The sequence below is a fragment of the Verrucosispora sioxanthis genome (assembly GCF_010560025.1).
GTDB classification, from domain to species: Bacteria; Actinomycetota; Actinomycetes; order Mycobacteriales; family Micromonosporaceae; genus Micromonospora; species Micromonospora palythoicola.
In genome coordinates this window covers 570,395-596,535 of record NZ_SAIY01000005.1, presented here as the reverse complement: position 1 = coordinate 596,535, position 26,141 = coordinate 570,395, and the positions used below count along the sequence as shown (strand labels likewise).

Genomic DNA, 26,141 nt, shown 5'->3' with positions numbered 1-26,141 from the left:
TCCCCGAAGTTGTCCGGTCCAGGCGGGCGCAGGCAGCAGTTTCCCCGAAGTTGCAGGCGCACGGCATGGCGCGTGGGGGGGGTCAGGTGGTGGCGGCGGAGAGCCTTTCGTACTCGGCGTCGGTCAGCTGCACCTGAGCGGCGGCGACGTTCTCCTCCAGGTGCGCAACGGACGACGTACCGGGAATCGGCAGCACGACCGGCGACCGGCGCAACAGCCAGGCGAGGGCCAGTTGCGCGGGCGTCGCGCCGTGCTCGGCGGCCACGGCGTCCAGCGGGCCACCCGGTCGGGCCAGTTCCCCGGTCGCGATCGGGTACCACGGAATGAACGCGAGGTCGTGCTCTTCGCAGTGGTCGAGCACGTCCTCCGCGTCGCGGTTGGCCAGGTTGTACAGGTTCTGCACGGACACGATCGGCACGATGCGCCGGGCCGCCTCGATCTGGTCGACGGTCACCTCGGAGAGTCCGATGTGCCGGATCTTGCCCTCCTCCCGCAGCAGCGCCAGCTCACCCAGCTGATCGGCCAGCGGGACCGCCGGATCGATGCGGTGCAGCTGGTAGAGCCCGATGGTCTCCAGCCCGAGGTGGCGCAGGCTCAGCTCGCACTGCTGACGCAGGTACTCCGGTCGGCCCACCGCCCGCCAGTCACCCGGGCCGCTGCGGGTCAGCCCGGCCTTCGTCGCGATGAGCAGGTCGTCGGCGTACGGGTGCAGCGCCTCGCGGATCAGCAGCTCGGAGACGAACGGGCCGTACGAGTCGGCGGTGTCGATGAACGTCACCCCCAGCTCGTACGCGCGGCGCAGCACCCGGACCGCCTCGGCCGGGTCCTTCGGGTCACCCCAGACCCCGGGACCGGTGATCTGCATCGCGCCGTAACCGAGCCGGTCGACCTGAAGATCGCCGCCGATACGGTAGGTGCCGGACTCCTTGGCCGGTCGGGTGCCGGTGTCGAGCGCCATGGGGCCACCTTTCGGTTCGCTGCCTGTCGGAGCCCCAAATTACCCCGGTCGGCTTCGGGACAGCGGCCGGTCGCCGCGGCTGCTACTGCTGTGCGGGACGGTGCCTGCGACGGGAGGGCTGGCATGTGGCGACGGTTCAGGTCCGATCCGGTGCAGCGGCTGCGTGAGCGGCTCGACAGCTTCGGGACCACCATGGAGCCGCGGTGGGTGCTGGACCACGAGGCGCTGATGGAGGCCAGGCCGCTCTACGACCTGCTCGACGGCGTGAGCCGCCGGGGTGCGTCGGAACGCGAGGCCGAGGCGCTGTTCCTCCTGGCCTGTCTGCACTGGTACCGGTACCAGTGCCTACCGGCGGGCTCGGACGGGCCGGACCTCATCCAGGCGGTCGGGTTGACCGAACTGCTGCTCAGCCTGGCGCCGGAGCGGGTACCGCCGTCGCTGCTGGCGATGCTCCGCGCGCATGTATCGGCCGGTCCCGGCCGCGACGTCGGTTCCGGTGCGTCGGCCCGGGCCGATCCTCGTCCCGGCTCCGGAATCGGGGCGTCGGGTGCCGGTGCCGCGAACACGGCAGGTTCTGGGCCCTCCGGCAGCGCGCGCAGCGGTACGCCGCCCCCCGGTGTTCGCGTCCCGGCCGCGCGCTCCACTCCCGAGGCCGAGTTGGGCGCTGCGCTGTTCGGCCAGGCGGTCATGCTGATGGCGGGGGCCGAGCGTTCCGGGGACTACCGGGTGGCCGACCAGGCGCAGGCGCTGCTGGAACGGGCGCTGGTCGGGACACCGTCCGGCGCACCCGAACGACTGCACTACCTTTCCGCGCTCGGACGGGTGCACCGGGAGCAGTACCTGCGGCTGGGCCGGCAGCGGTCGCTTCCGGCGGCGATCGACGCGCACCGGGAGAGCCTGGAGTCGACCCCGGCCGGTGACCCGGAACGTCCGACCCGACTGTTCAACCTCGGCAACGTCCTCGGTGACCGGTTCGAACAGGCGGGGGACGTCGCGGCGCTGGACGAGTCGATCCAGCTGCTCGGCGACGCGGCCCGGGCCGCTCCCGCCGACGCGCCGGTGTGGCTGATGGCTCGGGTGAACCTCGCCGGGCAGCTGCGGGAACGCTGGGAGCGCCGGGGTGAGCCGGCCGACCTCGACCGGGCCGTCGACGTGCTGGCGCAGGCGGTGTCCGTCCGGGCCGACCCGCTGGTGCTCTTCACGTACGCGACGCTGGCCAGTAGACGGTTCGTGGCCAGCGGCACCGACGGCGACCTGGACACGGCGATCGAGGCCAACCGTGCCGCGCTGGCCTCGGGGCTCAGCGAGGAACAGGGCGGCCTGGCCCGGGTCACCCTGGCGGGGCTCGTCGGTGAGCGCCACGAACGGCGGAAGACCCCGGCCGACCTGGACGCGGCGATCGAGGCGTACCGGGCGGCGGCGGCCGGACCTCGGCTCGACGGGCAGGACGTGGGCGGGCTGTGGCAGGCCGAGGGCAAGCTGTTGGAGGCGCGCTACGCGCTGCATCGCCGGGCCGACGACCTGCGTGAGGCGGAGCGGCTGTTGCGAGCGGCGGTCGACGGGACGACCGACCCGGAGCAGCGGGCCCGCGTGCTCTGCGACCTCGGGTACACACTGGGCCGATGGCACGCCGACCTGAACGGGTTGGCGACCCTCCGGCAGGCCCGCGAGGTGCTGACCGAGGCGGAGCGGCTGCTGCCGGCGGATCATCCGTCGCGGCCGGACCTGCTGAACAACCTGGGCGACACGCTGCGTGACCTGGCCGACCGGGCGGGCGAGCCGGAGCTGCTGGAACTCGCCGTGACGAAGCTGCGCGAGGCGGCGGCGAACCCGGCGAATCCCGCGAAGCTGCCGCTCTACCTGTCGAATCTCGGCCTGGCGCTTCAGGAACTCTTCGGCCGGACCCAGGACCTGGCAATCCTCACCGACGCGATGGTGGTGCTGCGGCGGGCCGTGGCCGCTGCTCCGCCCGGGAATCCGGACCGGATGTGGGGGCTGTTCAACCTCGGATCGGCGCTGAACCGGCGCACCGAACTGGTCGTCAACGCCGCGCTGCCGACCGACGGTGCCACGCCGGAGCAGGCCCGCGCCGCCGCGCTGACCGACGCCGAGCAGGCGGTCACGCTGCTCCGGGAGGCGGCGGAGCTGGCGCAACGGGAGGCCGAGCCCGAGGAACGCGTCCGGATCGTGCGCACGCTCGCGCTCAGCCACCTGCTGCGGCACCAGCTCACCGAGGATCCCGCCGTGCTCGACGAGGCGGTCACCCTGCTGCGGGCGCTCGCCGACGCGGCCGCCACCTCGGCCGGCGACCGGTACCGGCTGCTGACCAACCTCGGCAACGCGCTGTTGATCAGGTTCCGGACCAGGCGCAACGCCCCCGACGCCCGCGAGATGCTGACGGCGTACCGGGCGGCCGTGGCGGCCCTGCCGGTGGACCATCCGGAGCGGACCATGTGCCTGAGCAACCTGGCCGTCGCCGTCGAGGAGATCACCCACTCCACCGCCGACGCGACCGCTCCGGCCGACGCCACCGCCCAACCGGCCCCCGACGGCCCGGCCCCGACGGCCCGGCCTCCGACGGCCCGCCGCCACGGGGCACAGCGGACTCGACCGCCGTCGTTTCGGCCGTCGGCGGCGACCTGCCCCCGGTCGACCTGGCCGAGGCGATCGGCGCGTTGCGCGAGGCCGCCGCGATCGAGGCGGCGCCGTCGCTGTTGCGGGCGGTCGCCGCGCGGCGGTACGCCGCTTCCGCCGCGAGGCGGGCGACCTGCGGCCGCCCTGGCGGGCTACACCACGGCGATCGAACTGCCTCGACCTGGTGGCCTGGCACGGCATGGACCTCGACGACCAGGGCCGGCTGCTCGGGCAGTTCCCGGCCTGGCCGGCGACGCCGCGGCGGTGGCGATCGCGCTCGACCGGCCGCAACGCGCGGTGGAGCTGCTGGAGTACGGCCGAGGGGTGCTGCTCACCCGGGCCCACGACGCCGGGCCGACCTGGCGCGCGCTGCGCGCGCGGGCACCCCACCTGGCCGAACGGCTGGCCGCCACGCAGGCCGCCCTCGACCGGCTGGTGCCGGTGGCCGGTCCGACCGGGCCGGCACCGCTCGGCGGGCCTACCGCTGCTGTCCTCGCGGTGGCGGTCCGACCGGCTGACGACGAGCCGGGGGTGGGCTCGGAGCGCCGCCACGAGTTGGCCGTCCAGCGGCGCGAGGTGCTTGCGGAAATCCGGCAGCTGCCCGACTTCGGCCGTTTCCTCCGTCCACCTCCCTTCGCCGACCTGGCCCGGGCCGGCGAGGACGGTCCGGTGGTGCTTGTCAACGTCGCCGACCGGCGGTGCGACGCGCTGCTGGTCAGCGGGGGACGGGTGACGACGGTGCCGCTGCCCGAGCTGAGCCTCGGCGAGCTGCAGGTGCGGGCCGCGTACTTCCTGACCGGGCTCGCCGAGGTCACCGCGCCCGTCGGCGACCCGGTCCGGAGGCGCAGCGCCGCTGGGCCGGTTCCGCCGCCGGATCCCGGAAACCTCGACTGGTTGTGGCGGTGGTCGTCGCCCCGGTGCTGGACGCGTGGACCCGCCCGCCGCGCTCACCGGATACCGGGGCCGCCCCGGCCCGCCTGTGGTGGTGTCCCACGGGTTTCACCCTGCTGCCCCTGCACGCCGCCGCCCATCGGGTGGCGGGAGCAGGGTCCTCGACCGGTCGTCCCCGTACACGGCCTCGCTGCGGGCGCTCATCCGAGGCCTCGGCGGGGCCGGCGAGCAGCTCCGCGCCGGTGACCTCACCCTGGTGGTCGGGATGCCGCGGACGCCGGGGCTGGCGGACCTGCCTGGCGCGGCGGGGAGGAGGCCGTGGTGCGCCGGTACGTGACCGACGTGACGACGTTGACCGGGCCGAGCGCCACTGCCTCGGCGGTGCTCGACTGCCCCGCCGGGAACGCCAGTGGTCCACCTGAGCTGTCACGGCACCCAGGATCTGGCCGCACCCGCCCGGGGTCGGCTCGCGTTGGCCGGCGGTCCGCTGCACGCACGGGACCTGTGGCGGCCCGCCGGCACCACGGCCGCGCTCGCGGTCCTGTCCGCCTGTGACACGGTGCGCGGTGGCGCCGCCCTGCCGGACGAGGCGCTGACCCTGGGCACCGCGTTCCAGTTGGCGGGTTTCCGACACGTCATCGGCGCGCTCTGGGCCATCTCCGACACGCTCACCGTGCAGCTGTGCGAGGACCTGTACGCGGCGCTGGCGGTGCCCGGTGGTCTCGACCCGGAACGGGCGGCGTCCGCCCTGCACCACGCCGTCCGGCAGGTGCGTGCCGCCCTGCCCGACCTGCCGGAGCTCTGGGCCGGCTACGCACACGTCGGCCCCTGACCGGGCGCGGTCGCCCTCCGGATTTCACCGGACGCCCCGGAGCCGGTCGACGACGCACGGCCCGCGACCGGGCACCGGCTCAGGTCAGGGCTGGCCGGGCGCGTACCAGGTGACGCCCACGGCGGCGATCAGCAGGGCGGTGCAGGCCAGCACCAGCAGCACCCCGAGGCGCAGGGCCCGGGCCGCGGCGAGGGCCCGCGGTGCTCGCCGAGCGGAGCCGGAGCAGCTCGGCGACCGGTGTCACCGACAGCGGCCCGTGCGCGGCCCGCAGCAGCGCCAGCGCCCCGGCGACCCCGGCCACGACGGCGGCCAGCAGCAGTACGCCGACCAGGGCGCCCCAGCCCGGTGCGAGGGTGCTGACGTCGGAGCGACCCCGGATCAGGCTGAACCCGACGAGCGCGACGAGCAGGCCGCCCCAGCCCGTTGCGCCAGGCCAGCGCGGCGGCCCGGACCCGGTCCAGTTCGCCGCGCAGCAACGCGGCCAGTTCCTGCGCCCGGCGCAGGTCGGTACGGGTCGCCGGGGGACCGGGCCGCAGTCGGATCACGCCTCGACCTCCAGGGTCACCGTCCAGTACGCGCCGCAGCCGGCCAACCCGTCGGGGCGGGCCGGATGGTCGGCGGCGCAACTGCACAGCAGCGTCCGGTAGCCGGGGTCGACCGCTGCCTGCGGTGCCTCCCGCCGGTACACCTCGTCGACGATCGGGCAGCTGATCGGGTGCTGGCAGCGGGGGCAGTCGCCGCTGAGCAGCACCGCCGGACCGTACCGGCGCACCGAGAACGTCTCCGCGACCCGGCTGCCGTACCCGGTGTCGGTGACCTCCGCGTACGGCAGCGGCTCCGCCGCCGGCTCACCATCGCGCACCGCCGCACCCCTCCCACCGTCGTCGCCGCGACGACGAGCACACGGTAGCGAGCGCCCGCCCGCCGGTCACCCGGCGCGCGGGCGGACCCGGTGATCGGCCTGGACGCGGGTGCCGGGAGCAGGATCGGCGGAGCGCCGGTACGGGCGGACCGTCCGTGGGAGGCTGGACGGTACCGCCGCGTGCACCGCCTGGCGTCGGCGGGCCGTGCGGAAGGGAAGCCATGTCAGGGGAGCCGCAGGTCGACTTCGCGCTCGACACCTACGAGTGCATCGTGCTGTATCCCGGCGCCGCCGGGCGGGCGTTGCCGCCCGAGACCATCCAGCGGTTGCAGGCCGAGCACGCCCGGCACATGCAGGCGATGCAGCAGCGGGGCATCATCCTGGTCGCCGGGGCGGTGGACGGCCAGGCCCGGGAGCCGGACCCGCCGCTGGGGTTCGGTCTGGCGCGGACCGGGTCGGTCGACGATGTCCGCAGCGTGATGGAAGCCGATCCGGCGGTGCAGGCCGGCCTCTACCGGGTGGACGTGATGACCTTCCTCTGCCCGGCCGGCTCGCTGGAGTTTCCGCTGGTCAAGACGGAAAGCTGAGGCACTCCAGCCGCGGTCACGGCGGGTTGTCGGCGGTGCGCGTACAGTTGTCGACCCGGAGCGCCCCCACGCGGCCTGGCGCCGGGGGCGTACCATTCCGGCGCGCGGTCGCCGTTGCCCGCCGTCGACGTCCGGAGCGGCCCACGCTCGCCGGCCGCGCCACTGGGCCGCGCGCCGTTGGACAACTGTTCCACATTGCGCAAGGGGTCGGCCGGTGGTCCGACCCGGAGGAGAGACTAGCCTGATGGGCGTGACACGCCGCGCGAAGATCGTCTGCACTCTTGGCCCCGCCACCTCGTCGCCCGAGCGCATCCGTGGGCTCGTCGAAGCCGGCATGAACGTGGCGAGGCTCAACTTCAGTCACGGCAGCCACGCCGACCACGAGTCGGTCTACCGGCTCGTCCGGGAGGCGGCTGAGGCGGCGGGCCAGCCGGTGGCGATCCTGGCCGACCTCCAGGGGCCAAAGATCCGACTCGGCCGGTTCGCCGACGGGCCGCACGAGTGGCGTACCGGTGACTCCGTGGTGATCACCGGTGACGACGTCGTGGGCAGCAAGGAGCGGGTCTCCTGCACGTACCGCAAGCTTCCCCAGGAGGTCAAGCCCGGTGACCGGCTGCTGATCGACGACGGCCGGGTCGCCGTCGAGGTCACCGACGTCACCGGCAACGACATCCGGGTGCTGGTCACCGAGGGTGGGCCGGTCAGCAACAACAAAGGCGTCTCGCTGCCCAACGTGGCGGTCAGCGTGCCCGCCCTGTCGGAGAAGGACGCCGCCGACCTGCGCTTCGCGCTCGGCCTCGGTGTCGACCTGGTCGCCCTGTCGTTCGTCCGCTCCGCCGACGACATCAAGCTGTGCCACGCGATCATGAGCGAGGTCGGTGTGCACCGCCCGGTGCTGGCCAAGGTCGAGAAGCCGGAGGCGGTCGACCACCTCGAAGCGATCGTGCTGGCCTTCGACGGGGTCATGGTGGCCCGCGGTGACCTCGGCGTGGAACTGCCGCTCGACGAGGTGCCGCTGGTGCAGAAGCGCGCGGTGCAGTTGTGCCGGGAGAACGCCAAGCCGGTCATCGTGGCCACCCAGATGCTCGACTCCATGATCGAGAATTCCCGGCCGACCCGCGCCGAGGCCTCCGACGTGGCGAACGCGGTGCTCGACGGTGCCGACGCGGTGATGCTCTCCGGTGAGACGAGCGTCGGCAAGTACCCGGTGCTCACGGTCAGCACCATGTCCAAGATCGTCACCACCACCGAGGCCGGATCGATCCTGGTGCCCCGCCTCCAGCACGACCCGCGTACGCACGGCGGCGCGCTCACCGTGGCCGCCTCCTCGATCGCCCGGGCCATCGGCGCCAAGGCGCTCGTCGCGTTCTCCCAGACCGGTGACACCGTGCGCCGGCTCAGCCGGCTGCACTGCGACCTGCCGCTGCTGGCCTTCACGCCGGTGCCCGAGGTGCGGGCGCAGCTCGCCCTCTCCTGGGGGGTGGAGACCTTCCTGATGCCGTTCGTGCAGCACACCGACGACATGTTCCGCCAGGTCGACCAGGCGCTGCTCGGGCTGAACCGGGGCAACCCCGGCGACTACGTGGTGATCGTGGCCGGCAGCCCGCCCGGCAGCCCCGGCTCGACGAACACCCTGCGGGTGCACCAGCTCGGTTCGCTCGTCGACGCCGCCACGGCGCGGGCGTTGCAGTGACCGACGGCTCGCTCGTCGGGCAGGCCGCCGTCGACCAGCTGCTGGAGGTCCTGGACCTCGCGCCCACCGGCACCATGTCGTTTCGCGGGATGAGCCCGCCGGTCGGTCCGCAGCGGGTGTACGGCGGCCAGGTCGCCGGGCAGGCCCTGGTCGCCGCCGGCCGCACCGTCGACGCGGAGCGGGTGGTCCACTCGCTGCACGGCTACTTCGTGCGTGCCGGCGACCCGGTCGAGCCGATCGAGTACGAGGTGGAGAACATCCGCGACGGCCGCTCCTTCTCGGTGCGTCGGTCGGTCGCGCTCCAGCACGGCAAGCCCATCTTCTTCATGTCCGCCTCGTTCCAGCGGCCGGAGGAGGGGCTGGACCACCACGCCCCGCTGCCGCCGGACGTGCCCGGGCCCGAGTCGGTGCCGACCATGACCGACCGGCTGTCCCGCTACCCGGAACGGCTGGGCATCTGGGGGCAGATTCCCCGACCGATCGACGTGCGCTACGTCGGCGAGCCCGGTTGGGTACGTCCCGGCGACCGGCCGGCCGACCCGCACCAACGGGTGTGGATGCGCATCGACGGCAAGCTGCCCGACGATCCGCTGCTGCACGCCTGCGCCCTGACCTACGCCTCCGACCTGACCCTGCTCGACTCGGTGCTCTCGGTGCACGGCGAGGTGTGGGGACCGGGCGGGGTGGTGGGGGCGAGCCTGGACCACGCCCTGTGGTTCCACCGGCCGTTCCGCGCCGACGAATGGTTCCTCTACGACTGCTGGAGCCCGTCGGCCTCCGGAGCGCGCGGGCTGGCCACCGGCCGCATGTTCACCGTGGCCGGCAGCCAGATCGCCAGCGCCGTCCAGGAGGGACTGCTGCGCCGGGTCGGCGGCTAGCCGACCCGTCCTGCCGAGCGGTGGCCGTCCGGCCGGCAGGCCCCGGCGACCCGGCAGGTCCGGTGTCCGGGCCGCCAGGCAGCGCCCGGATACCCGACCGTTAACCTGTCCGACATGCGTCTCTCAGCCCGGGTGGACTACGCCCTTCGAGCGGTCGCCGAACTGGCCTCGGTGACCGGGGCTGGACGGGGTCGACCGGTCACCGCCGACCAGATCGCGCGGGCCCAGCAGATCCCGCCGAAGTTCCTGGAGAGCATCCTGCTGCAACTGCGTCGGGCCGGCGTGGTGCAGGCCCAGCGCGGCCCGGAGGGCGGCTACTGGTTGGCCCGGCCGGCCGAGGAGATCAGCCTCGCCGAGGTGATCCGGGTGATCGACGGGCCGCTTGCCCATATTCGGGGCCAACGCCCCGAGCACCTCGGCTATCAGGGTGCGGCGCGGGCGTTGCAGGAGGTCTGGATCGCGTTGCGGGCCAGCGAGCGGCAGATCCTCGAACTGGTCACCGTCGCCGACGTGGCGCGAGGCACCCTGCCCGAGCCGGTCACCAAGCTGGTCGCCGATCCCGCCGCCTGGACCTGACCGGACCCGCCGGCGCACCCCGGACGCCACGCGTCGGGCGACGTTGTCGTCTCACTGACTGATAGCGGGGTTGACCGGAGGCCCCGGCATCCCGCATTGTCGACCAAGCCGATAGGAGATACCAATTTAGCCGGGAGGCGTCGTGCGCAAGCTGCTCGTCATCGCGTTGGTGGGGCTCGCCGCGCAACTCGTCGACGGATCCCTCGGCATGGCGTACGGGCTGACCTCCTCGACGCTGTTGCTGTTGGTCGGCGTCGCACCGGCGGCGGCGTCCGCCTCGGTGCACCTGGCCGAGATCGGCACCACGCTCGCCGCGGGCACCGCGCACTGGCGGTTCGGCAACGTCGACTGGCGGGTGGTGCGCCGCATCGCGGTGCCCGGCGCGCTCGGTGCCTTCGCCGGTGCCACCTTCCTCAGCGCCCTGTCCACCGAGTCGGCCGCCCCATGGATGGCCGCGATCCTGTTCACGCTCGGGGCGTACCTGCTCGTCCGGTTCTCCCGGCCGCTGCGCCGAAACCCGGCCGCCGGCCGGCTACGCGGGCGTTTCCTCGGCCCGCTCGGTCTCGTCGCCGGCTTCGTCGACGCCACCGGCGGTGGTGGATGGGGCCCGGTGGCCACCCCGGCGCTGCTGGTCAGCGGTCGGCTGGAGCCCCGCAAGGTGATCGGGTCGGTGGACACCTCCGAGTTCGTCGTGGCCTCCGCCGCCAGCCTCGGCTTCCTGATCGGGCTGGGCACCGAGGGCTTCCTGCTGCCGATCGTGCTCGCGCTGCTCGCCGGTGGCCTGATCGCCGCACCGGTCGCGGCCTGGCTGGTCCGCATCGTGCCGGCCCAACTGCTCGGCGCGGCCGTCGGTGGCGTGATCGTGCTGACCAACGCCCGGGTCCTGATGCGCGCCGGCGATGTGGACGGTTCCCTGCCGGTGATCGTCTACCTGCTGTTGGCCGCCGGATGGATCACCGCCCTGACGCTTGCGGTCCGGGTGCTGCGGCGGACCCGCCGCGAGCGGTCCCTCGCCGCGACCCTCGCCGCCGACACCCCGCCCGCCTCCGCACAGACCACCGCCCCCGCCGAGCCGGTCGGTGCCGGGCACGAGCGCCGGCCCTGATTCCCGTTGACCATGAGGTTGTTGTCCCGACACGCCGGGCGCGGGGACAACAACCTCATGATCGACGAGATGGTGGAGGGGAGAGGGTTGTCGCGGTGTGGGAGATGAGTTGCCAGGCCTCGTCGACGTGGGCCTGGGTGGTCTGTGGGGCGCCGACGGCCAGGCGTAGCGTGTGTCGGCCGGCGACCCGGGTGTGGGTCAGGTAGATCCGGCCGGTGGCGTTCACCGCCGCCAGCAGGCGCTCGTTCGGCCCGTCCGGGCCGCGCAGCCGGAAACAGACCAGGGCGTACGGGTGGTCGGCGACCAGTTCGAACCGTTCGTCGGCGCGGACCCGGTCGGCGAACCCGGCGGCCAGCGCGACGCCGCCACGGATGTGCTCGCGCAGACCCTCGACGCCGTACCAGCGCAACACGAACCACAGCTTCAGGGCCCGGAACCGCCGACCCAGCGGCACCTGCCAGTCCCGGTAGTCGATCACCGCGCCGGACTCGGTGGCCGCGTTGCGCAGGTACTCCGGCAGCACGGTCAGCGCCTCCACCAGCTCGCCCGCGTCGGCCACCCAGAACGCGTCGCAGTCGAAGCCGGTGAGCAGCCACTTGTGCGGGTCGAAACAGTACGAGTCGGCGTACTCCAGGCCCGCGTGGCCGAACCGCAACTCCGGGCAGACCGCCGCCGCGCCCGCGTACGCGGCGTCGACGTGCAGGAAGACACCGTGCTCGGCGCAGATCGGACCGAGCTCGGGCAGCGGGTCCACCGCCGTGGTGGAAGTGGTGCCGACGGTCGCCACCACCAGGGCGGGCACCAGTCCAGCCGCCCGGTCCGCCTCGATCGCGGCGCGCAGCGCCGCCGGCGACATCGCCCGGGTCGCCGGATCCACCTCGATCAGGCGTACGCCCTCGGCGCCCAGCCCCGCGATCCGGGCGGCCTTCTCCACCGACGAGTGCGCCTCGGTCGAGGCGTAGACCCGGTAGCGACGGTCGACGCCGGCCTGGCGCCACCGCCCACCGGCGGCCCGGTGCAGCGCGACCAGGGTGGCCACCAGGGTGGCCGAGGACGCGGAGTCCTGGATGACGCCACCACCGCGGCCGGTGGAGCGGAACCGGGCCGGCAGGTCCAGCAGGTCGGCCAGCCAGTCGAGCAGCACCGTCTCCAGTTCCGTGCACGCCGGGCCGGTGGCCCAGAGCATGCCCTGCACGCCGAGCCCGGCACTGACCAGGTCACCGAGCACGCTGGGGCCCGAGGTGTTGGCCGGGAAGTACCCGAAGAAGCCCGGATGCTGCCAGTGGGTGAGCCCGGGTGCGACCAGCTTGTCCAGGTCGGCGAGGACCGCCTCGACCGGCTCACCCCGGGCCGGTGGTCCGGCCGACAGCCCGGCGGCCACCGTGCCGGGCGGGTCCTGGGAGGTCACCGGGCGTTGGGGCAGGGTCGCCCAGTAGTCGGCGATCCAGTCGACCACCGCGTACCCGGCCCGGCGGAACTCCTCCGGCGTCATGTGTGCAGCCACCCGGCGAGTGGATCAAAAGGAGCCGCGGTAGAGCAAGGCGGCGGATCGATTGTGCGCAGAAAACGCTTGCCCTAGCATCACAGATGCGCGGGAACGCACTCATGTTCATCGATCAGATGGATCCTTTCCGCTAGCGCGGCCCAGCCGCCGGCCCGGGCACGGCCGGTGGACGAACACCCGCCGGCCCCGGGCACGGCCGGCGGAGCACCGGACGCCGCGCGTCCCGACCTCCACCGGAGGAACCATGCCTCGCACCGCCCCCGGGCGGCCCTGCTCGCCGCGGCCACCGCCACCGCGGTCGCCGCCGCCGGCGTGCTGACCACCCTGACCGCCTCGGCCGCCGCCGCCGGATGCCGCGTCGACTACCGCGTCACCAACCAGTGGACCGGCGGCTTCGGCGCCGACGTCACCATCACCAACCTCGGCGACCCGGTCGACGGCTGGACCCTCACCTGGTCCTACACCGCCGGGCAACAGGTCACCCAGGCCTGGAACACCACCGTCACCCAGTCCGGCGCCCAGGTGAGCGCCCGCAACGTCGACTACAACGCCGCCATCGGCACCAACGGCAGCGTCAACTTCGGCTTCAACGGCTCGTGGAACGGCAGCAACCCGGCCCCCCTCAGCTTCGCGCTGAACGGCACCACCTGCACCGGCGCCACCACCCCGACCCCCACGCCGACCCCCACGCCGACCACCCCACCGTCCAGCACGCCGCGTCCGTCACCCACCGTGGCGCCGTCGACGACTCCATCGCCGACCACCCCACCGCCCACCCCACCGCCCGGGGCGATGCAGGCGGAGAACCTGGAACGGGGGCTGGTCAGCGTCCGCTCCGGGTCGGCCAACCTGGTTTCCTGGCGGCTGCTGGGCACCGAGACCAGCGGCGTCGCGTTCAACCTCTACCGGGGCACGAACCGGGTGAACGCCAGCCCGATCACCGGCGCGACCAACTACCTGGACAGTGGCGCGCCGGCCGGAGCGAACTACACCTTGCGGGCCCTGGTGGACGGCGTCGAACAGACCCAGTCCGTGCAGGCACTGCAGTTCCCCGCCGGCTATCTCGACGTGCCGTTGCAGGTCCCGCCGGGCGGCACCACACCCAGCGGCGAGGCGTACACCTACTCGGCGAACGACGCCAGCGTCGGCGACCTCGACGGTGACGGCGACTACGACTTCGTGGTCAAGTGGGAGCCGTCCAACGCCAAGGACAACTCGCAGTCCGGCTACACCGGCAACGTCTACCTCGACGCGTACACCCTGCCCGGCTACCGGCTGTGGCGCATCGACCTGGGCCGCAACATCCGGGCCGGTGCCCACTACACCCAGTTCCAGGTGTACGACTACGACGGTGACGGCCGTGCCGAGGTGGCCATGAAGACCGCCGACGGCACCCGCTCCGGCACCGGCCAGGTGATCGGCAACGCCAACGCCGACCACCGCAACTCCGCCGGCTACGTCCTCGCCGGCCCGGAGTACCTGACCATGTTCGACGGCAGCACCGGTGCCGCCCTGTCCACCGTCACCTACGACCCGCCGCGCGGCACCGTCTCCTCCTGGGGCGACAACTACGGCAATCGGGTCGACCGGTTCCTCGCCGGCACCGCCTACCTCGACGGGCAACGCCCGTCGCTGATCATGGCCCGTGGCTACTACACCCGCGCGGTCATCGCCGCCTGGGACTTCCGCAACGGCGCGCTCACCAAGCGGTGGACCTTCGACTCCAACGCCGCCGGCAACGGCGCCGCCGCCGGGCAGGGCAACCACAGCCTCTCCGTCGCCGACGTCGACGGCGACGGCCGGCAGGAGATCGTCTACGGTGCGGCCACCATCGACGACAACGGCCGCCTGCTGTGGTCCACCGGCCACGGCCACGGCGACGCCGGGCACGTCGGCGACCTCGACCCGTCCCGCCCGGGTCTGGAGTACTTCAAGGTGAGCGAGGACGGCAGCAAGCCCAGCTCCTGGTTCGCCGACGCCCGCACCGGTCAGATCCTCTGGTCCACCCCGACCGGCGGCGACAACGGCCGGGGCGTCTCGGGCGACATCTGGGCCGGCAGCCCCGGTGCCGAATCCTGGTCGTCCGCGGTGAGCGGCCTGGCCAACACCCGGGGCCAGAACATCGGCCGCAAGCCGTCCTCGACGAACTTCCTCGTCTGGTGGGACGGTGACCCGGTCCGCGAACTGCTCGACGCCACCCGGATCGACAAGTACGGCACCGGCGGCGACACCCGCCTGCTCACCGGCAGTGGCGTCGCGTCGAACAACGGCACCAAGGCCACTCCCGCGCTCTCGGCCGACCTGTTCGGTGACTGGCGGGAGGAGGTGGTGTGGCGCACCACCGACAGCCGGGCCCTGCGCATCTACAGCACCCCGACCCCGACCAGCATCCAGCTCCACACCCTGATGCACGACCTGCAGTACCGGGTCGCCATCGCCTGGCAGAACACCGCCTACAACCAGCCCCCGCACCCGAGCTTCTTCCTCGGCGACGGCATGAGCACGCCGCCCGCGCCCAACATCTACCTGCGTTGACCGCCAGGGTGCACAAGCGGTAGAAGAAAGGGAGAAGGCACCGGGCCGCAATCGCGGAATCCGCACAACTGCGGCCCGGTGCCCCACACCGCGGCACCCCCGACCCGTCCCGACCGGGGAGTGCCGTACCACCACCGGATACAAAGTTAGGCGGGCTCCGCGTCGCGAGGGTGACGCTGCCGTGAAGATCGTGTTTCACGACGCCCGAAACGCTGTGACCTGGGCCACCTTGCCGCACCGGCCACCGGGGCCCGCCGGCCGTCGGCCGCCGCCTCAGCGACACAGACCGCCGGCCACCTCCGTCGCGATCAGCTCGAACGAACGCACCCGATCGGCGACGTCGTACACCATCGTGGTCACCATCAGCTCGTCCGCGTCGGTGCTTTCCAGCAGCTCACTCAACTGCCGGCGTACCGTCTCCGGGGAACCGCTCGCCTGACCCTGCCGGCGCTGTGCCAGGAACTCCCGCTCGACGTCGGTGTACGGGTACGCCGCCGCCTCGTCCGGGCTCGCCAGGGGCTCCGGTCGCCCCGACCGCAACCGCAGGAACGACAACCCGGCCGGCCCGGCCAGCCACTCGGCCCGCTCGTCGGACTCCGCGCACACCGCGTTCACCGCCACCATCGCGTACGGCCGCTCCAGCCACCGCGACGGGCGGAAACTCTGCCGGTACAACGCCAACGCGGGCAACGTGTTCTGCGCGCTGAAGTGATGCGCGAAGGAGAACGGCAGGCCCAGCGCGCCGGCCAGCTGCGCACTGAACCCACTGGAACCCAACAACCACACCGCCGGCCGCTGCCCACGCCCCGGAGTCGCGGTGATCCGTCCCGACGCCGTCTCGTCGAAGTAGCCCATCAGATCGTTCAGCTCCCGGGGGAAACCCTCGGCCGACAGGCCCTCCATGGTCCGGCGCAGCGCCAACGCGGTCACCTGGTCGGTGCCGGGCGCCCGGCCGATGCCCAGGTCGATCCGTCCCGGATACAGCGCCTCCAGGGTGCCGAACTGCTCGGCGACCACGAGCGGCGCGTGGTTGGGCAGCATCACCCCACCGGAGCCGAGCCGGATGTCGGTGGTGTGCGCGGCCAGGTGCGCGATCAGCACCGCCGGCGCCGAGGACGCGATGGCCGGCATGTTGTGGTGCTCGGCCACCCAGAACCGGTGGTAGCCCAGCTCGTCGGCGCGTCGCGCCAGCTCAGTGGTGTGCCGCAACGCCTCACCGGCGGAGGCACCGGCCGCGACGGGGGCGAGGTCCAGGACAGACAACGGAACGTCGATCACACGGCTGGCCAACCCGGCCTACGCCGGTTCTGTTCCCGAACCGGCCGGCGACGTGATCAACCCGACCCGCGGGCCTGCTCGAAGATCAGGCTGGTCTGGGTGTGCTGCACCGCCGGATCCACCGCCAGATGGTCCAGCACGAAGTCGCGCAGCGCCTCCGCCGAGGCCGCCCGCACGTGCAGCACGTAGTCCTCCGCGCCGGCCACGTGGAACACCGACACCACCCCCGGCAGCCGCACCGAGCGGGCCCGGAACGCGTCCACCGCCGCCCGCGCGTGCTCGGTCAGCCGCACCGACACCAGCGCCTGCAACGGCAACCCCAGCGCCGCCGGATGCACCTCGGCGTGGAAACCCCGGATCGCCCCACACTCCCGCAACGCCCGGGTACGCGCCAGGCAGGTCGACGGCGCCACCCCCACCCGTTCGGCCAGGGCATTGTTCGGCAACCGGCCGTCGCCGGCCAGCTCGGACAGGATGGCGCGGTCGGTGTCGTCGAGAGCCGCGAACGGCCGAACATCGTTCGATACGGGGGGCATGCCGCCATCCTCTACCGAACGCCACCGGCTCCGAAAGCGATTATGGCGAATAATGTTCGGAACTATTGCCCGCAATGGGCGGGATGTTCGATCCTCTCGACATGACGACCGTGGACACCCGAGCCGTGCACGCCGGCCGCGACGACCTCGCCGCCCTCGGCGTCCACGTGCCGCCGATCGACCTGTCCACCACCAACCCGCTGCCCTCGGTGCACACCGGCGGCGACGCCTACGAGACCCTCGCCACCGGCGGCACCCTCCCCGCCGACACCAGCGCCGTCTACCAACGGCTGTGGAACCCGACCGTCGCCCGCTTCGAAACCGCCCTCGCCGAACTCGAAGGCACCGCCGAAGCCGTCGCGTACGCCAGCGGCATGGCCGCGCTCACCGCCGCCCTGCTCGCCGCCACCCGCGACGGCCGACGACACCTGGTCGCCGTCCGCCCCCTCTACGGCGGCACCGACCACGTCCTCGCCACCGGCCTGCTCGGCACCGAGGTCACCTGGGCCCGCCCGGACACCGTCGCCGACGCCATCCGCCCCGACACCGCCCTGGTGATCGCCGAAACACCGGCCAACCCGACCCTCGACCTGATCGACATCGCCGCCCTCGCCGACGCCGCCGGCCAGGTGCCCCTGCTGATCGACAACACCGTCGCCACCCCGGTGCTCCAGCAACCCACCCGGCACGGCGCCCGACTGGTGCTGCACAGCGCCACCAAGAGCATCGGCGGCCACGGCGACGTCCTCGCCGGAGTGATCGCCTGCGACGCCGAGTGGGCCACCCGGCTGCGCCAGGTCCGCGCCCTCACCGGCGCGATCCTGCACCCCCTCGGGGCCTACCTGCTGCACCGCGGCCTGCAGACGCTGCCGCTGCGGGTCCGCGCCCAGCAGGCCGGCGCGGAGAAACTCGCCCTCTGGCTCGCCGCGCACCCGGCGGTCGCACAGGTCCACCACCCCGGCACCCACGACCCGGCCGGGCTCGTCGGCAGGCAGATGTCCGGCCCGGGCAGCCTCCTCGCCTTCGAGGTACGCGGCGGCGCACCCGCCGCCGCGGCGGTCGCCGACGCCTGCCGGCTCATCACCCACGCCGTCTCCCTCGGTGGCGTCGACACGCTCATCCAGCACCCGGCGTCACTGACCCACCGCCCCGTCGAGGCGGCGGCCAAACCCGGCGGCGGACTGCTGCGCCTGTCCGTCGGCCTGGAAGACCCGGAGGACCTGCGCGCCGACCTGGAGAACGCGCTCGCCGCGATCTGACCCGGGTGCGACGGTCGGTGGTGCTCGGGTCACGACTTCGGGCCGACGTGCCGGTCGAGCGCGGCGACCGCCTCCCGGCGCGCGACCGAGAGGCTGTTGGGCCGGTTCATCCGCCAGGCGACGCCGAGCAGGTCCAGCGCCCACTGGCACAGCCCCATGATGTCGGTGGACTCGTTGACGAACATGTAGCGCGGGTAGACGTACGTCTTTGCGCGTACGGTGACCCGGTTGGCGATCCGGCAGCCGTCGGAGTGGAACAGGCCCCGGAGAAAGTCACCGGGAACCGCCCGCACGATCCGCTCCTGCCAGTCGGTGAGAACTATCCGTCGCTCGTGCTTCTTGCCGGGGCCATGTTGTGGCAGCAGGCAGGGCCAGTGCGTGCCGTAACTCTGCACGCCGACGCAGCCCTGCTTCTGCACGCGTTGCACGGAGGCTGCCAGCACCGCGCGCATGGCCTGTTCGCATAGCGAGATCAAGTTTGGCCAACTGTCGGAGCAGTAGATGCGCAGGACCGGTACCCGGGCGCTGGTGACGAGGTGGCCGTCGCCCAGTGCCAAACGGTGGTGTACGGGAGCGAGAGGGCACGGGCCGCCGAGCGGATGTTGTGGCCTTGGGCACGTAAGGCGCGGACACGATTCCGCATTTCGGGAGGGTGCACGCCGCCATCATCGAACACGTGTATGGCAAGAGTGCCGGGAGCGGGATTCGAACCCGCAAGCCCTTTCGGGCAGAAGTGTTTGAGACTTCCGTGTATGCCGTTCCACCATCCCGGCGGGTGGGGCTTACTGTACCCGACTACGCTCGTGCGGGAGCATGGGTGGTAGCCGTGCCGGAAACGATGGTGGGAGTGGCTCGTGGCCGAGACGCAGACGGATGCCGCGCGCAGGCGGGTACTGATCGCCGAGGACGAGGCGCTGATCCGGCTGGACCTGGCTGAGATGCTGGCCGAGGAGGGCTACGAGGTGGTCGGCGAGGCCGGTGACGGCGAGGCCGCCATCCGGTTGGCCGAGGAACTCAAGCCCGACCTGGTGATTCTCGACATCAAGATGCCCATCATGGATGGGCTGGCGGCCGCCGAGCGGATCGCCGGGGCCCGGATCGCACCGGTGATCATTCTGACCGCGTTCAGCCAGCGTGACCTGGTGGAGCGGGCTCGGGCGGCCGGTGCGATGGCGTACCTGGTCAAGCCCTTCCAGAAGAGCGACCTGGTGCCGGCGGTGGAGATCGCCCTGTCCCGCTACTCCGAGATCGCCGCGCTCGAGGCCGAGGTGGCCGGGCTGACCGACCGGCTGGAGGTCCGCAAGACCGTCGAGCGGGCCAAGGGCGCGCTGATGACCACCTACAACATGAGCGAGCCGCAGGCGTTCAAGTGGATCCAGCGCACCGCGATGGACCACCGGATGACCATGAAGGAGGTCTCCGAGCGGATCCTCGCCGAGACCGCCGGCGGTGAGGTGGCCGAGCCGGCCCAGTAGGTTCGGTCGGGCGGCCTGGTCGGGGCCGGCGCCAGGGGCTCCCGTCGGGCTGCGGCGCCGATACCATCGGGCATGCGCGGAGGACGGGTCGACGGCACAGCCCCGCCGCACGGTGCCTTCGCACCCGCTCTGCGGCGTACCGCTGCGCTCGTCGTTGCCTGCCTGCTGCTGGTGATGGGCTGTCGGGCCGGTACGCCCGGACCGGACGAGGTGCCACCGTTGCAGCCCGACTGGCGGGAGCTGACCTTGCCCGCTCCGCCGGGCGCGCCCGGCCGGTTGATGCTCCGCGACGTGACCGCCTGCGGTGGGCGTTGGTACATCGTCGGTGCGGTCGGTGGTCCCGGTGACGCGACCCGGCCGGCGGCCTGGACGAGCGCGGACGGGGTGTCCTGGGAGTCGGTGCGGATCGTGGCGGACTCCTACTACGGCCGGCAGAACATTCTGTACTCGGTCGCCTGCACCGACGGCCGGTTCGCGGCGGTCGGTGCGAAGAGCGGCGGTGCGCACGCGAATCCGCGGGTGAGCAGTTGGGTGCGGCGCGCGGATGGTGCGTTGGCCGAGGTTCGGGCCGGGTTCGAGCTCTACGGCGGCCCGCAGGCGGTGAACGTGGCGCGGATGGTCGCCGGTCCGTCGGGTTTCATGATCGTGGGGAACCGGGTCAGCGGTGCGGCGGTCTGGCTCTCGGAGGCGGCGGGGGAGTTCGAGATCCTCGAGGGCGTGCCGGGGCTGGCAACCGACGAGCACGGGGTCACCTGGTTGTTCGACGCGACGCCGGTGGATGGCGGCTGGTTGGCGGTGGGCGGGATCATCGGCCCGGGCCGGATCGACCGTGATCCGCTGGCGTGGCGTTCGTCGGACGGCCGGAGCTGGCAGCGGGTGCCCGTGCCGGGCACCGACGAGTACGACGAGTTGCAGCGGGTGGTGCGGGTCGACGGCGAGCCGGTGGCCGTCGGCCTGCGCGGTCGTGCGTTCGGCGGTTGGCGGGCCGGGCCCGACGGCTGGGAGCGGGGGTGGGTTCGGTGCGGCCGCGCCGTCCGGCGTGCCCGCCGTGCGGGGGTTGTCGACCTTCGACGGGCAGGTGGTGACGGCGGTCACCGACGGCGTGCGTCATGCCCTGTGGAGTTCGGCGGACCGCGGTGCCTCGTGGCGGCCGGTGGTGCTGCCGAGGGAGGTGCCGGCCGGACCGGTCAGCTCGGTGTCGGTGTTCGGGGAGCCGGGCCGGTTGCTGCTGGTACTGGACGACGGGGCGGCCGGTGCGGTCTTCGGGCTGTCGGGGTTGACCGGCTGAGCGTGGGTCGGCGCTGTTACGGGGGCGGTCGCATCGGCGCTTGTGTTCGTAACGGTTTGGCAAGCGTGGCTCGCGGGTCTTCCGGGACGGTTTAGGGACGCAGTACGCTCCGCCATCACGAGCCGTAACGCAGGTGTGCGGATTCACGCCTGGGTGGTGACCGCCGAACTGGCCGGTGACGCTGCCCCGGGTGCGCCCGACCCCTGTATCTGGAGGAGGTCAATAGCCGTGAGGCGTAAGTACGTACGGGCGCTGGGCGCCGTCGGGCTGGCGGCAGCCCTGTTTGCCGCGGCGGGCTGCCAGGCGTCGGATGAGGGCAACGATGCTGGCGGCGACGGTAACTGCGGTGGCAAGCTCGCCATCTTCGGTGCCTTCAGCGGCCCGAACTCCGGTCTGGTGATCCCGTCGCTCAACGGCGCCAAGCTCGCCGTGAGGCAGCACAACGAGGCGAACGCCGACTGCCAGGTCACCCTGCAGGAGTTCGACACCCAGGGTGACCCCACGCAGGCCACGCCGGTCGCGAACCAGGTCGTCGGTGACGAGTCCTTCCTGGGTGTCATCGGTGGTGCGTTCTCCGGTGAGACCAAGGCGACGATGGACGTCTACGAGGCCGCCGGCATGGTCATGGTGAGCCCGTCGGCGACGGCGATCGAGCTGACCGCCGGTGACAACAAGGCGTTCCACCGGGTGGTCGGTAACGACGCCACCCAGGGTGCCGCCGCGGCTGTCTACTTCCGGGACGTGGCGAAGGCTAAGAAGGTCTTCGTGATCAACGACGGCACCACCTACGGTGCCGGTATCGCGGGTGAGCTGACCAAGGCTCTCGGTGACCTGGCCGGCGGGACCGACCAGGTTCAGGAGAAGCAGGTCAACTTCGCCGCCACCATCTCGAAGATCAAGGCTGCCGCGCCGGACGCGGTCGCCTACGGCGGCTACACCAACGAGGCCGCCCCGCTGCTGAAGCAGATGCGGGAGGCCGGCATCACGGCGACCTTCCTCGGCTTCGACGGTCTGTACGACCCGGCCTTCCCGTCGGGTGCCGGTGCCGGTGCCAACGGTGCGATCGTGACCTGCCCGTGCCTGCCGCCGGACAAGGCCGGTGGCACCTTCTCCGCCGACTACGAGAAGGAGTACGGCTCGCCTCCGGGTTCCTACGGTGCCGAGGGCTTCGACGCCGCGAAGGTGCTGATCGAGGGTCTGGCCGAGGGCAAGACCACGCGTAAGGACCTCCTGGAGTGGGTGGACGCCTACGACAAGGAGGGCGTCTCGAAGTACCTCAAGTTCGACCCGACCGGTGACGTGGACAAGTCCCGGGTGGTGATCTGGGCCTACGAGATCAAGGATGGCGCGATCACGGCCCAGCAGGAGATCAAGCTCAGCTGAGCCAGGATGACCGTTGCGCGGCCGGGGTCTTTTCCCCGGCCGCGCGACGGTGCCAAGGGAGAAACCCGTGAATTTCGATGCCTTGTTCGGCAACCTGGCCCAGCACACGGTGGACGGGTTGTCCAAAGGGGCCATCTACGCCCTCGTCGCACTGGGGTACACGCTGGTCTACGGTGTGCTTCGTCTGATCAACTTCGCGCACTCCGAGATCTTCATGGTCGGCACGTTCGCGATTCTCGGTACCTGGTCGCTGCTCGGGATCACCGACACGCCCTCGATCGGCATGGCGATCGTCTACCTGCTCATCGGTCTGCTCGTCGGCGCGGCGGCCTCCGGTGCCACCGCGTTGACTGTCGAGCGGGTCGCGTACCGGCGACTACGTCGGATGAACGCGCCGCCGCTGATCTTCCTGATCACCGCCATCGGTGTCTCGCTCGTCCTGGTGGAGATCTACGCGCTGTGGATGGCGGGGTTCTTCTCGGGACGCGGCTTCAGCGAGAACCGGCTCGTGATCGGTATCCCGGCGATGTTGAAGCAGGAGACGGTCATCTCGGTGGCCGGCGCCAACATCACCAATGTGCAGATCATCATGGTGGTGTCGGCCCTGGTGATGCTCTACGGGCTGGACCAGTTCATCAACCGGACCCGGTACGGCCGGGGGGTGCGCGCGGTGGCGCAGAATCCGGACACCGCGGCGCTGATGGGGGTGCACCAGGACCGGGTGATCATGCTGGTCTTCGTGCTGGGTGGACTGATGGCGGGTGCGGCCGCTCTGTTGTGGAACATGCGGTACGGGATCACCAAGTTCGACATCGGTTTCGTGATCGGGCTCAAGGCGTTCACCGCCGCGGTGCTCGGTGGCATCGGCAACCTGCGGGGCGCGCTGCTCGGTGGCCTGCTGCTCGGTGTGATCGAGGTGTACGCCGCGACGCTGACCCGGTCGACCTGGGAGGACGTGGCCGCCTTCGTGGTGCTCGTGGTGGTGCTGATCTTCCGCCCGACCGGTCTGCTCGGTGAGTCTCTCGGAAAGGCGAGGGCATGACAGAGGCACTGCGACAGTTCAACGAGCGGCGCCGACACGCTTTTGGCGGCATGGCCGACCGTTGGCGGGCGCTGCCCCGCTGGCAGCGTTGGCTGGGGGTTCTGGCGGGGATCGCGTTCCTGTACTACCTGCCGTTCCTTGGTGACATCCCGGGGACGAACCTGATCATCCCCGGTCTGGACTGGTTCCGGACCGACTCCATCGCCGGCGGCTCGAACTGGGCCGGGGTGCTCTTCGTGTGCGCCCTGTACGTGCTGGTCGCGATCGGGCTCAACGTGGTGATCGGCCTGGCCGGTCTGCTCGACCTCGGCTACGTCGGCTTCTACGCGGTGGGTGCCTACAGCGTCGCGCTGTTCGGTTCGACCCAGTCGCCGGTCGTGCAGTCGATGCAGCGGCAGTTCGGCCTGTCCGAGGAGTGGGCGGTCGCCTGGGCGGTCTGTATCCCGATCGCGCTGGCCTTCTCCCTGGTCGCCGGCGTGCTGCTGGGCTGGCCGACGCTCCGGTTGCGGGGTGACTACCTGGCGATCGTGACGTTGGGCTTCGGCGAGATCATCCGGATCGTGGCCAAGAACTCGGGGTGGGCCGGCCAGGCGCAGGGCGTCGCGGGCATCCCGGGTCCGGAGGGGCCGCCGTCGGCCGACAACACCGTCTTCGGGCTGCTCAAGATCGAGCCCTGGTACTGGCTGGCGCTCACCGTGGTGCTGCTGATGGTCCTGCTGGTGCGCCGACTGGAGCACAGCCGGGTCGGGCGGTCGTGGCTGGCCATCCGGGAGGACGAGGACGCCGCCGCGGTCATGGGTGTCTACCCGTTCAAGTTCAAGCTGTGGGCGTTCGCCATCGGCGCCGCCCTGGGTGGGTTGTCGGGTCTGCTCTTCGCCAGCCGGTCGACCTTCATCCAGCCGGAGACCTTCAACGTCCAGCTCTCCATCCTGTTCGTCGCGATGGTGGTGGTCGGCGGGTCCGGCAACATGGCGGGCGTGGCGCTCGGCGCGTTCCTGCTCGCCTACCTGCCGGAGCGGTTCCGGGACTTCTCGGAGTACCGGGTGCTGGCCTTCGGGCTGGCGCTGGTGCTCATCATGCTGCTGCGTCCGCAGGGTCTGCTGCCGAGCCGGCGGCGAACGCGGGAGTTGCAGGACCGGGCGAAGGAGGCTGCCGTCAATGTTGCCTAAGCAGATGACGTCGCCCGAGGACGCCGCCCCGCGCGAGGTGTTGCTCGAGGTGGACCAGGTCACGCTCCGCTTCGGTGGGGTGGTGGCGCTCGACAACCTGAGTTTCCAGATCTACAAGGGCGAGATCATCGGGTTGATCGGTCCGAACGGGGCCGGCAAGACCACCTGTTTCAACGCGATGACGGGTGTCTACCGGCCGACCTCGGGCGAGGTTCGCTTCGACGGGGAGCAGGTGAGCGGGCGTAAGCCGCACCGAATCAACCGGATGGGGATCGCCCGGACGTTCCAGAACATCCGGCTGTTCCCGGAGATGACCGCGCTGGAGAACGTGCTGGTGGGGGCGGATTCTCGGCACCACACGAGCGTGATCGGGGCGCTGTTCCGGCTCTACCGCGTCAAGCCCAAGCCGGAGGAGTTGCCGGTGGTCGACTCGACCAACGGGCTGCTCCGGTTCTGGCAGCAGGTCCGCCGGTCGTCGGCGCAGGTGTTCGGCATCTCCCGGCACACGCTGGAGGAGCGTGCCGGGGAGCGGAAGGCACTGGAGCTGCTGCGGTTCGTGGGCATCGCCGACCGGGCCAACGACCTGGCGCGCAACCTCCCGTACGGCTACCAGCGCCGACTGGAGATCGCCCGAGCCCTGGCGACCGAGCCGAAGTTGCTCTGCCTCGACGAGCCGGCCGCCGGGTTCAACCCGGCGGAGAAGGAGGAACTGCTCGACCTGATCCGCAAGATCCGGGACCGGGGGTTCACGGTCCTGCTCATCGAGCACGACATGCGGCTCGTCATGGGGGTCACCGACCGGATCGTGGTCCTGGAGTTCGGCAAGAAGATCGCCGAGGGTTCGCCCGCCGAGGTGCGGGACAACCCGAAGGTGATCGCGGCCTACCTGGGGGAGCCCGCAGATGCTGCTTGAGATCGACGACCTGACACTGCGCTACGGCCGGATCGAGGCGCTGCACGGCATCAGCCTGCACGTCGAGGAAGGCGAAGTGGTCGCGCTCATCGGCGCCAACGGTGCCGGAAAGTCCAGCACGATGCGGGCCATCTCCGGACTCCGGCCGGTGGCCCTGGGCTCGATCCGATTCAACGGTGAGGACATCACCAACCTGCGGGCCGACCTGCGGGTGCGTCGGGGCATCTGCCAGGCACCCGAGGGGCGGGGCATCTTCCCGGGCATGACGGTGCTGGACAACCTTGACATGGGGGCGTACACCCGGCGGGACCACGCCGGGATCGCCGCCGACCTGGACCGGGTGTTCACGCTGTTCCCCCGGCTGGCCGAGCGGCGCCGCCAGCACGGCGGCACGCTCTCCGGCGGCGAGCAGCAGATGCTCGCGGTGGGCCGGGCGTTGATGAGCCGGCCGAAGCTGCTGCTGCTGGACGAGCCGTCGATGGGCCTCGCTCCGATGATCATCCAGCAGATCTTCGACATCATCACGGAGATCAACCAGCAGGGCACCACGATCCTGCTGGTGGAGCAGAACGCCCAGCAGGCGCTCTCCCGGGCCCACCGGGGGTACGTGCTGGAGACCGGCCGGATCGTCAAGGAGGGCACCGGGCAGGATCTGCTGCACGACCCGTCGGTCAAGGAGGCGTACCTGGGCGTGGCCTGAGTCGCGTCGCGGGCCGGCCGGTGGTGACACCGGCCGGCCCCGT

At 71.9% G+C, this 26,141-nt stretch carries 22 protein-coding genes and 1 tRNA gene; 16 read left to right on the top strand and 7 right to left on the bottom strand.

The window, feature by feature from the left end:
* Nucleotides 1–82: 82 nt before the first annotated feature.
* A complete protein-coding gene (locus ENC19_RS18375) occupies nt 83–958 on the bottom strand; it encodes an aldo/keto reductase (protein WP_164448341.1) in 876 nt (291 codons plus the stop codon).
* A gap of 123 nt (nt 959–1,081) precedes the next feature.
* Here ENC19_RS18375 and ENC19_RS18370 point away from each other — a divergent pair, with 123 nt between their 5' ends.
* Together ENC19_RS18370 and ENC19_RS18365 are read left to right on the top strand one after the other, a co-directional pair.
* Complete coding sequence (locus ENC19_RS18370; RefSeq protein WP_164448340.1) at nt 1,082–4,729, top strand: hypothetical protein; 3,648 nt, start codon at nt 1,082–1,084, stop codon at nt 4,727–4,729.
* A gap of 163 nt (nt 4,730–4,892) precedes the next feature.
* Complete coding sequence (locus ENC19_RS18365; RefSeq protein ID WP_164448339.1) at nt 4,893–5,315, top strand: CHAT domain-containing protein; 423 nt, start codon at nt 4,893–4,895, stop codon at nt 5,313–5,315.
* Nucleotides 5,316–5,856: 541 nt separating this feature from the next.
* Here ENC19_RS18365 and ENC19_RS18360 read toward each other — a convergent pair.
* Complete coding sequence (locus ENC19_RS18360) at nt 5,857–6,177, bottom strand: hypothetical protein (protein WP_164448338.1); 321 nt, start codon at nt 6,175–6,177, stop codon at nt 5,857–5,859.
* 221 nt (nt 6,178–6,398) lie between these two features.
* On the opposite strand from ENC19_RS18360, the gene ENC19_RS18355 reads away from it, so the two are divergent.
* The 5 genes from ENC19_RS18355 to ENC19_RS18335 all read left to right on the top strand — a co-directional run bounded on the left by ENC19_RS18355 (nt 6,399) and on the right by ENC19_RS18335 (nt 11,016).
* Nucleotides 6,399–6,764, top strand: coding sequence for a YciI family protein (locus ENC19_RS18355; protein ID WP_164448337.1), 366 nt, complete (start codon nt 6,399–6,401; stop codon nt 6,762–6,764).
* Between the two features lie 244 nt (nt 6,765–7,008).
* Nucleotides 7,009–8,457, top strand: coding sequence for a pyruvate kinase (gene pyk, locus ENC19_RS18350; protein WP_164448336.1), 1,449 nt, complete (start codon nt 7,009–7,011; stop codon nt 8,455–8,457).
* A complete protein-coding gene (locus tag ENC19_RS18345; protein ID WP_164448335.1) occupies nt 8,454–9,335 on the top strand; it encodes an acyl-CoA thioesterase in 882 nt (293 codons plus the stop codon). The genes pyk and ENC19_RS18345 overlap by 4 nt, the downstream gene beginning before the upstream one ends.
* Nucleotides 9,336–9,449: 114 nt before the next feature.
* On the top strand, nt 9,450–9,911 hold the full coding sequence (locus ENC19_RS18340) for an RrF2 family transcriptional regulator (protein ID WP_164448334.1): 462 nt from the start codon (nt 9,450–9,452) through the stop codon (nt 9,909–9,911).
* Nucleotides 9,912–10,053: 142 nt separating this feature from the next.
* Nucleotides 10,054–11,016 carry a sulfite exporter TauE/SafE family protein gene (locus ENC19_RS18335; RefSeq protein ID WP_164448333.1) on the top strand — a complete coding sequence of 321 codons (963 nt, stop codon included), beginning with the start codon at nt 10,054–10,056 and terminating at the stop codon, nt 11,014–11,016.
* A gap of 55 nt (nt 11,017–11,071) precedes the next feature.
* Here the strand turns inward: ENC19_RS18335 and ENC19_RS18330 are convergent, their stop codons facing one another.
* Nucleotides 11,072–12,520 carry a pyridoxal-dependent decarboxylase gene (locus tag ENC19_RS18330; RefSeq protein WP_328824295.1) on the bottom strand — a complete coding sequence of 483 codons (1,449 nt, stop codon included), beginning with the start codon at nt 12,518–12,520 and terminating at the stop codon, nt 11,072–11,074.
* Nucleotides 12,521–12,790: 270 nt separating this feature from the next.
* Between ENC19_RS18330 and ENC19_RS18325 the strand changes: the two genes are divergently transcribed.
* The gene (locus tag ENC19_RS18325; protein WP_164448398.1) at nt 12,791–15,055 is read left to right on the top strand and encodes a rhamnogalacturonan lyase family protein; all 2,265 of its coding nucleotides are present in this window, start codon (nt 12,791–12,793) and stop codon (nt 15,053–15,055) included.
* Nucleotides 15,056–15,328: 273 nt separating this feature from the next.
* Here the strand turns inward: ENC19_RS18325 and ENC19_RS18320 are convergent, their stop codons facing one another.
* Both ENC19_RS18320 and ENC19_RS18315 read right to left on the bottom strand, forming a co-directional pair.
* Nucleotides 15,329–16,333, bottom strand: a complete 1,005-nt coding sequence (locus ENC19_RS18320) for an LLM class flavin-dependent oxidoreductase (RefSeq protein WP_373688845.1) — start codon at nt 16,331–16,333, stop codon at nt 15,329–15,331.
* Nucleotides 16,334–16,389: 56 nt separating this feature from the next.
* Nucleotides 16,390–16,869: an Lrp/AsnC family transcriptional regulator gene (locus ENC19_RS18315; RefSeq protein WP_164448331.1), complete on the bottom strand. Its 480-nt coding sequence runs from the start codon at nt 16,867–16,869 to the stop codon at nt 16,390–16,392.
* An 83-nt stretch (nt 16,870–16,952) separates the two neighbouring features.
* Here ENC19_RS18315 and ENC19_RS18310 point away from each other — a divergent pair, with 83 nt between their 5' ends.
* Complete coding sequence (locus ENC19_RS18310; protein ID WP_164448330.1) at nt 16,953–18,128, top strand: trans-sulfuration enzyme family protein; 1,176 nt, start codon at nt 16,953–16,955, stop codon at nt 18,126–18,128.
* A gap of 29 nt (nt 18,129–18,157) precedes the next feature.
* On the opposite strand, the gene ENC19_RS18305 is transcribed toward ENC19_RS18310, so the two are convergent.
* Both ENC19_RS18305 and ENC19_RS18300 read right to left on the bottom strand, forming a co-directional pair.
* Nucleotides 18,158–18,580 (bottom strand): hypothetical protein, encoded by a 423-nt coding sequence (locus ENC19_RS18305; RefSeq protein WP_235944862.1) that lies wholly within the window; start codon nt 18,578–18,580, stop codon nt 18,158–18,160.
* Nucleotides 18,581–18,818: 238 nt separating this feature from the next.
* Nucleotides 18,819–18,901: transfer RNA gene (locus tag ENC19_RS18300), tRNA-Leu, on the bottom strand.
* Between the two features lie 81 nt (nt 18,902–18,982).
* Here ENC19_RS18300 and ENC19_RS18295 point away from each other — a divergent pair.
* From ENC19_RS18295 to ENC19_RS18265, 7 genes are all read left to right on the top strand, one after another.
* Nucleotides 18,983–19,603 carry an ANTAR domain-containing response regulator gene (locus ENC19_RS18295; RefSeq protein ID WP_164448329.1) on the top strand — a complete coding sequence of 207 codons (621 nt, stop codon included), beginning with the start codon at nt 18,983–18,985 and terminating at the stop codon, nt 19,601–19,603.
* 72 nt (nt 19,604–19,675) lie between these two features.
* On the top strand, nt 19,676–20,986 hold the full coding sequence (locus ENC19_RS18290; protein WP_164448328.1) for a hypothetical protein: 1,311 nt from the start codon (nt 19,676–19,678) through the stop codon (nt 20,984–20,986).
* 133 nt (nt 20,987–21,119) lie between these two features.
* Nucleotides 21,120–22,274, top strand: coding sequence for a branched-chain amino acid ABC transporter substrate-binding protein (locus ENC19_RS18285; RefSeq protein WP_164448327.1), 1,155 nt, complete (start codon nt 21,120–21,122; stop codon nt 22,272–22,274).
* 67 nt (nt 22,275–22,341) lie between these two features.
* The gene (locus ENC19_RS18280) at nt 22,342–23,316 is read left to right on the top strand and encodes a branched-chain amino acid ABC transporter permease (protein WP_164448326.1); all 975 of its coding nucleotides are present in this window, start codon (nt 22,342–22,344) and stop codon (nt 23,314–23,316) included.
* Nucleotides 23,313–24,485: a branched-chain amino acid ABC transporter permease gene (locus ENC19_RS18275; protein WP_164448325.1), complete on the top strand. Its 1,173-nt coding sequence runs from the start codon at nt 23,313–23,315 to the stop codon at nt 24,483–24,485. Before ENC19_RS18280 ends, ENC19_RS18275 begins: the two co-directional genes overlap by 4 nt.
* Entirely contained in the window at nt 24,475–25,398 is a 924-nt protein-coding gene (locus ENC19_RS18270) for an ABC transporter ATP-binding protein (RefSeq protein ID WP_208020938.1), read from the top strand. Before ENC19_RS18275 ends, ENC19_RS18270 begins: the two co-directional genes overlap by 11 nt.
* Nucleotides 25,388–26,098: an ABC transporter ATP-binding protein gene (locus ENC19_RS18265; RefSeq protein WP_164448323.1), complete on the top strand. Its 711-nt coding sequence runs from the start codon at nt 25,388–25,390 to the stop codon at nt 26,096–26,098. Before ENC19_RS18270 ends, ENC19_RS18265 begins: the two co-directional genes overlap by 11 nt.
* Nucleotides 26,099–26,141: the final 43 nt, after the last annotated feature.

What these genes read in the sequence shown, in the direction of transcription:
- ENC19_RS18375 (WP_164448341.1), bottom strand. Translation starts at nt 958, where the DNA reads ATGGCGCTCGACACCGGCACCCGACCGGCCAAGGAGTCCGGCACCTAC.
- ENC19_RS18370 (WP_164448340.1), top strand. Translation starts at nt 1,082, where the DNA reads ATGTGGCGACGGTTCAGGTCCGATCCGGTGCAGCGGCTGCGTGAGCGG.
- ENC19_RS18355 (WP_164448337.1), top strand. Translation starts at nt 6,399, where the DNA reads ATGTCAGGGGAGCCGCAGGTCGACTTCGCGCTCGACACCTACGAGTGC.
- pyk (WP_164448336.1), top strand. Translation starts at nt 7,009, where the DNA reads ATGGGCGTGACACGCCGCGCGAAGATCGTCTGCACTCTTGGCCCCGCC.
- ENC19_RS18340 (WP_164448334.1), top strand. Translation starts at nt 9,450, where the DNA reads ATGCGTCTCTCAGCCCGGGTGGACTACGCCCTTCGAGCGGTCGCCGAA.
- ENC19_RS18315 (WP_164448331.1), bottom strand. Translation starts at nt 16,869, where the DNA reads ATGCCCCCCGTATCGAACGATGTTCGGCCGTTCGCGGCTCTCGACGAC.
- ENC19_RS18310 (WP_164448330.1), top strand. Translation starts at nt 16,953, where the DNA reads ATGTTCGATCCTCTCGACATGACGACCGTGGACACCCGAGCCGTGCAC.
- ENC19_RS18305 (WP_235944862.1), bottom strand. Translation starts at nt 18,580, where the DNA reads ATGCGCGCGGTGCTGGCAGCCTCCGTGCAACGCGTGCAGAAGCAGGGC.
- ENC19_RS18290 (WP_164448328.1), top strand. Translation starts at nt 19,676, where the DNA reads ATGCGCGGAGGACGGGTCGACGGCACAGCCCCGCCGCACGGTGCCTTC.
- ENC19_RS18275 (WP_164448325.1), top strand. Translation starts at nt 23,313, where the DNA reads ATGACAGAGGCACTGCGACAGTTCAACGAGCGGCGCCGACACGCTTTT.
- ENC19_RS18270 (WP_208020938.1), top strand. Translation starts at nt 24,475, where the DNA reads ATGTTGCCTAAGCAGATGACGTCGCCCGAGGACGCCGCCCCGCGCGAG.
- ENC19_RS18265 (WP_164448323.1), top strand. Translation starts at nt 25,388, where the DNA reads ATGCTGCTTGAGATCGACGACCTGACACTGCGCTACGGCCGGATCGAG.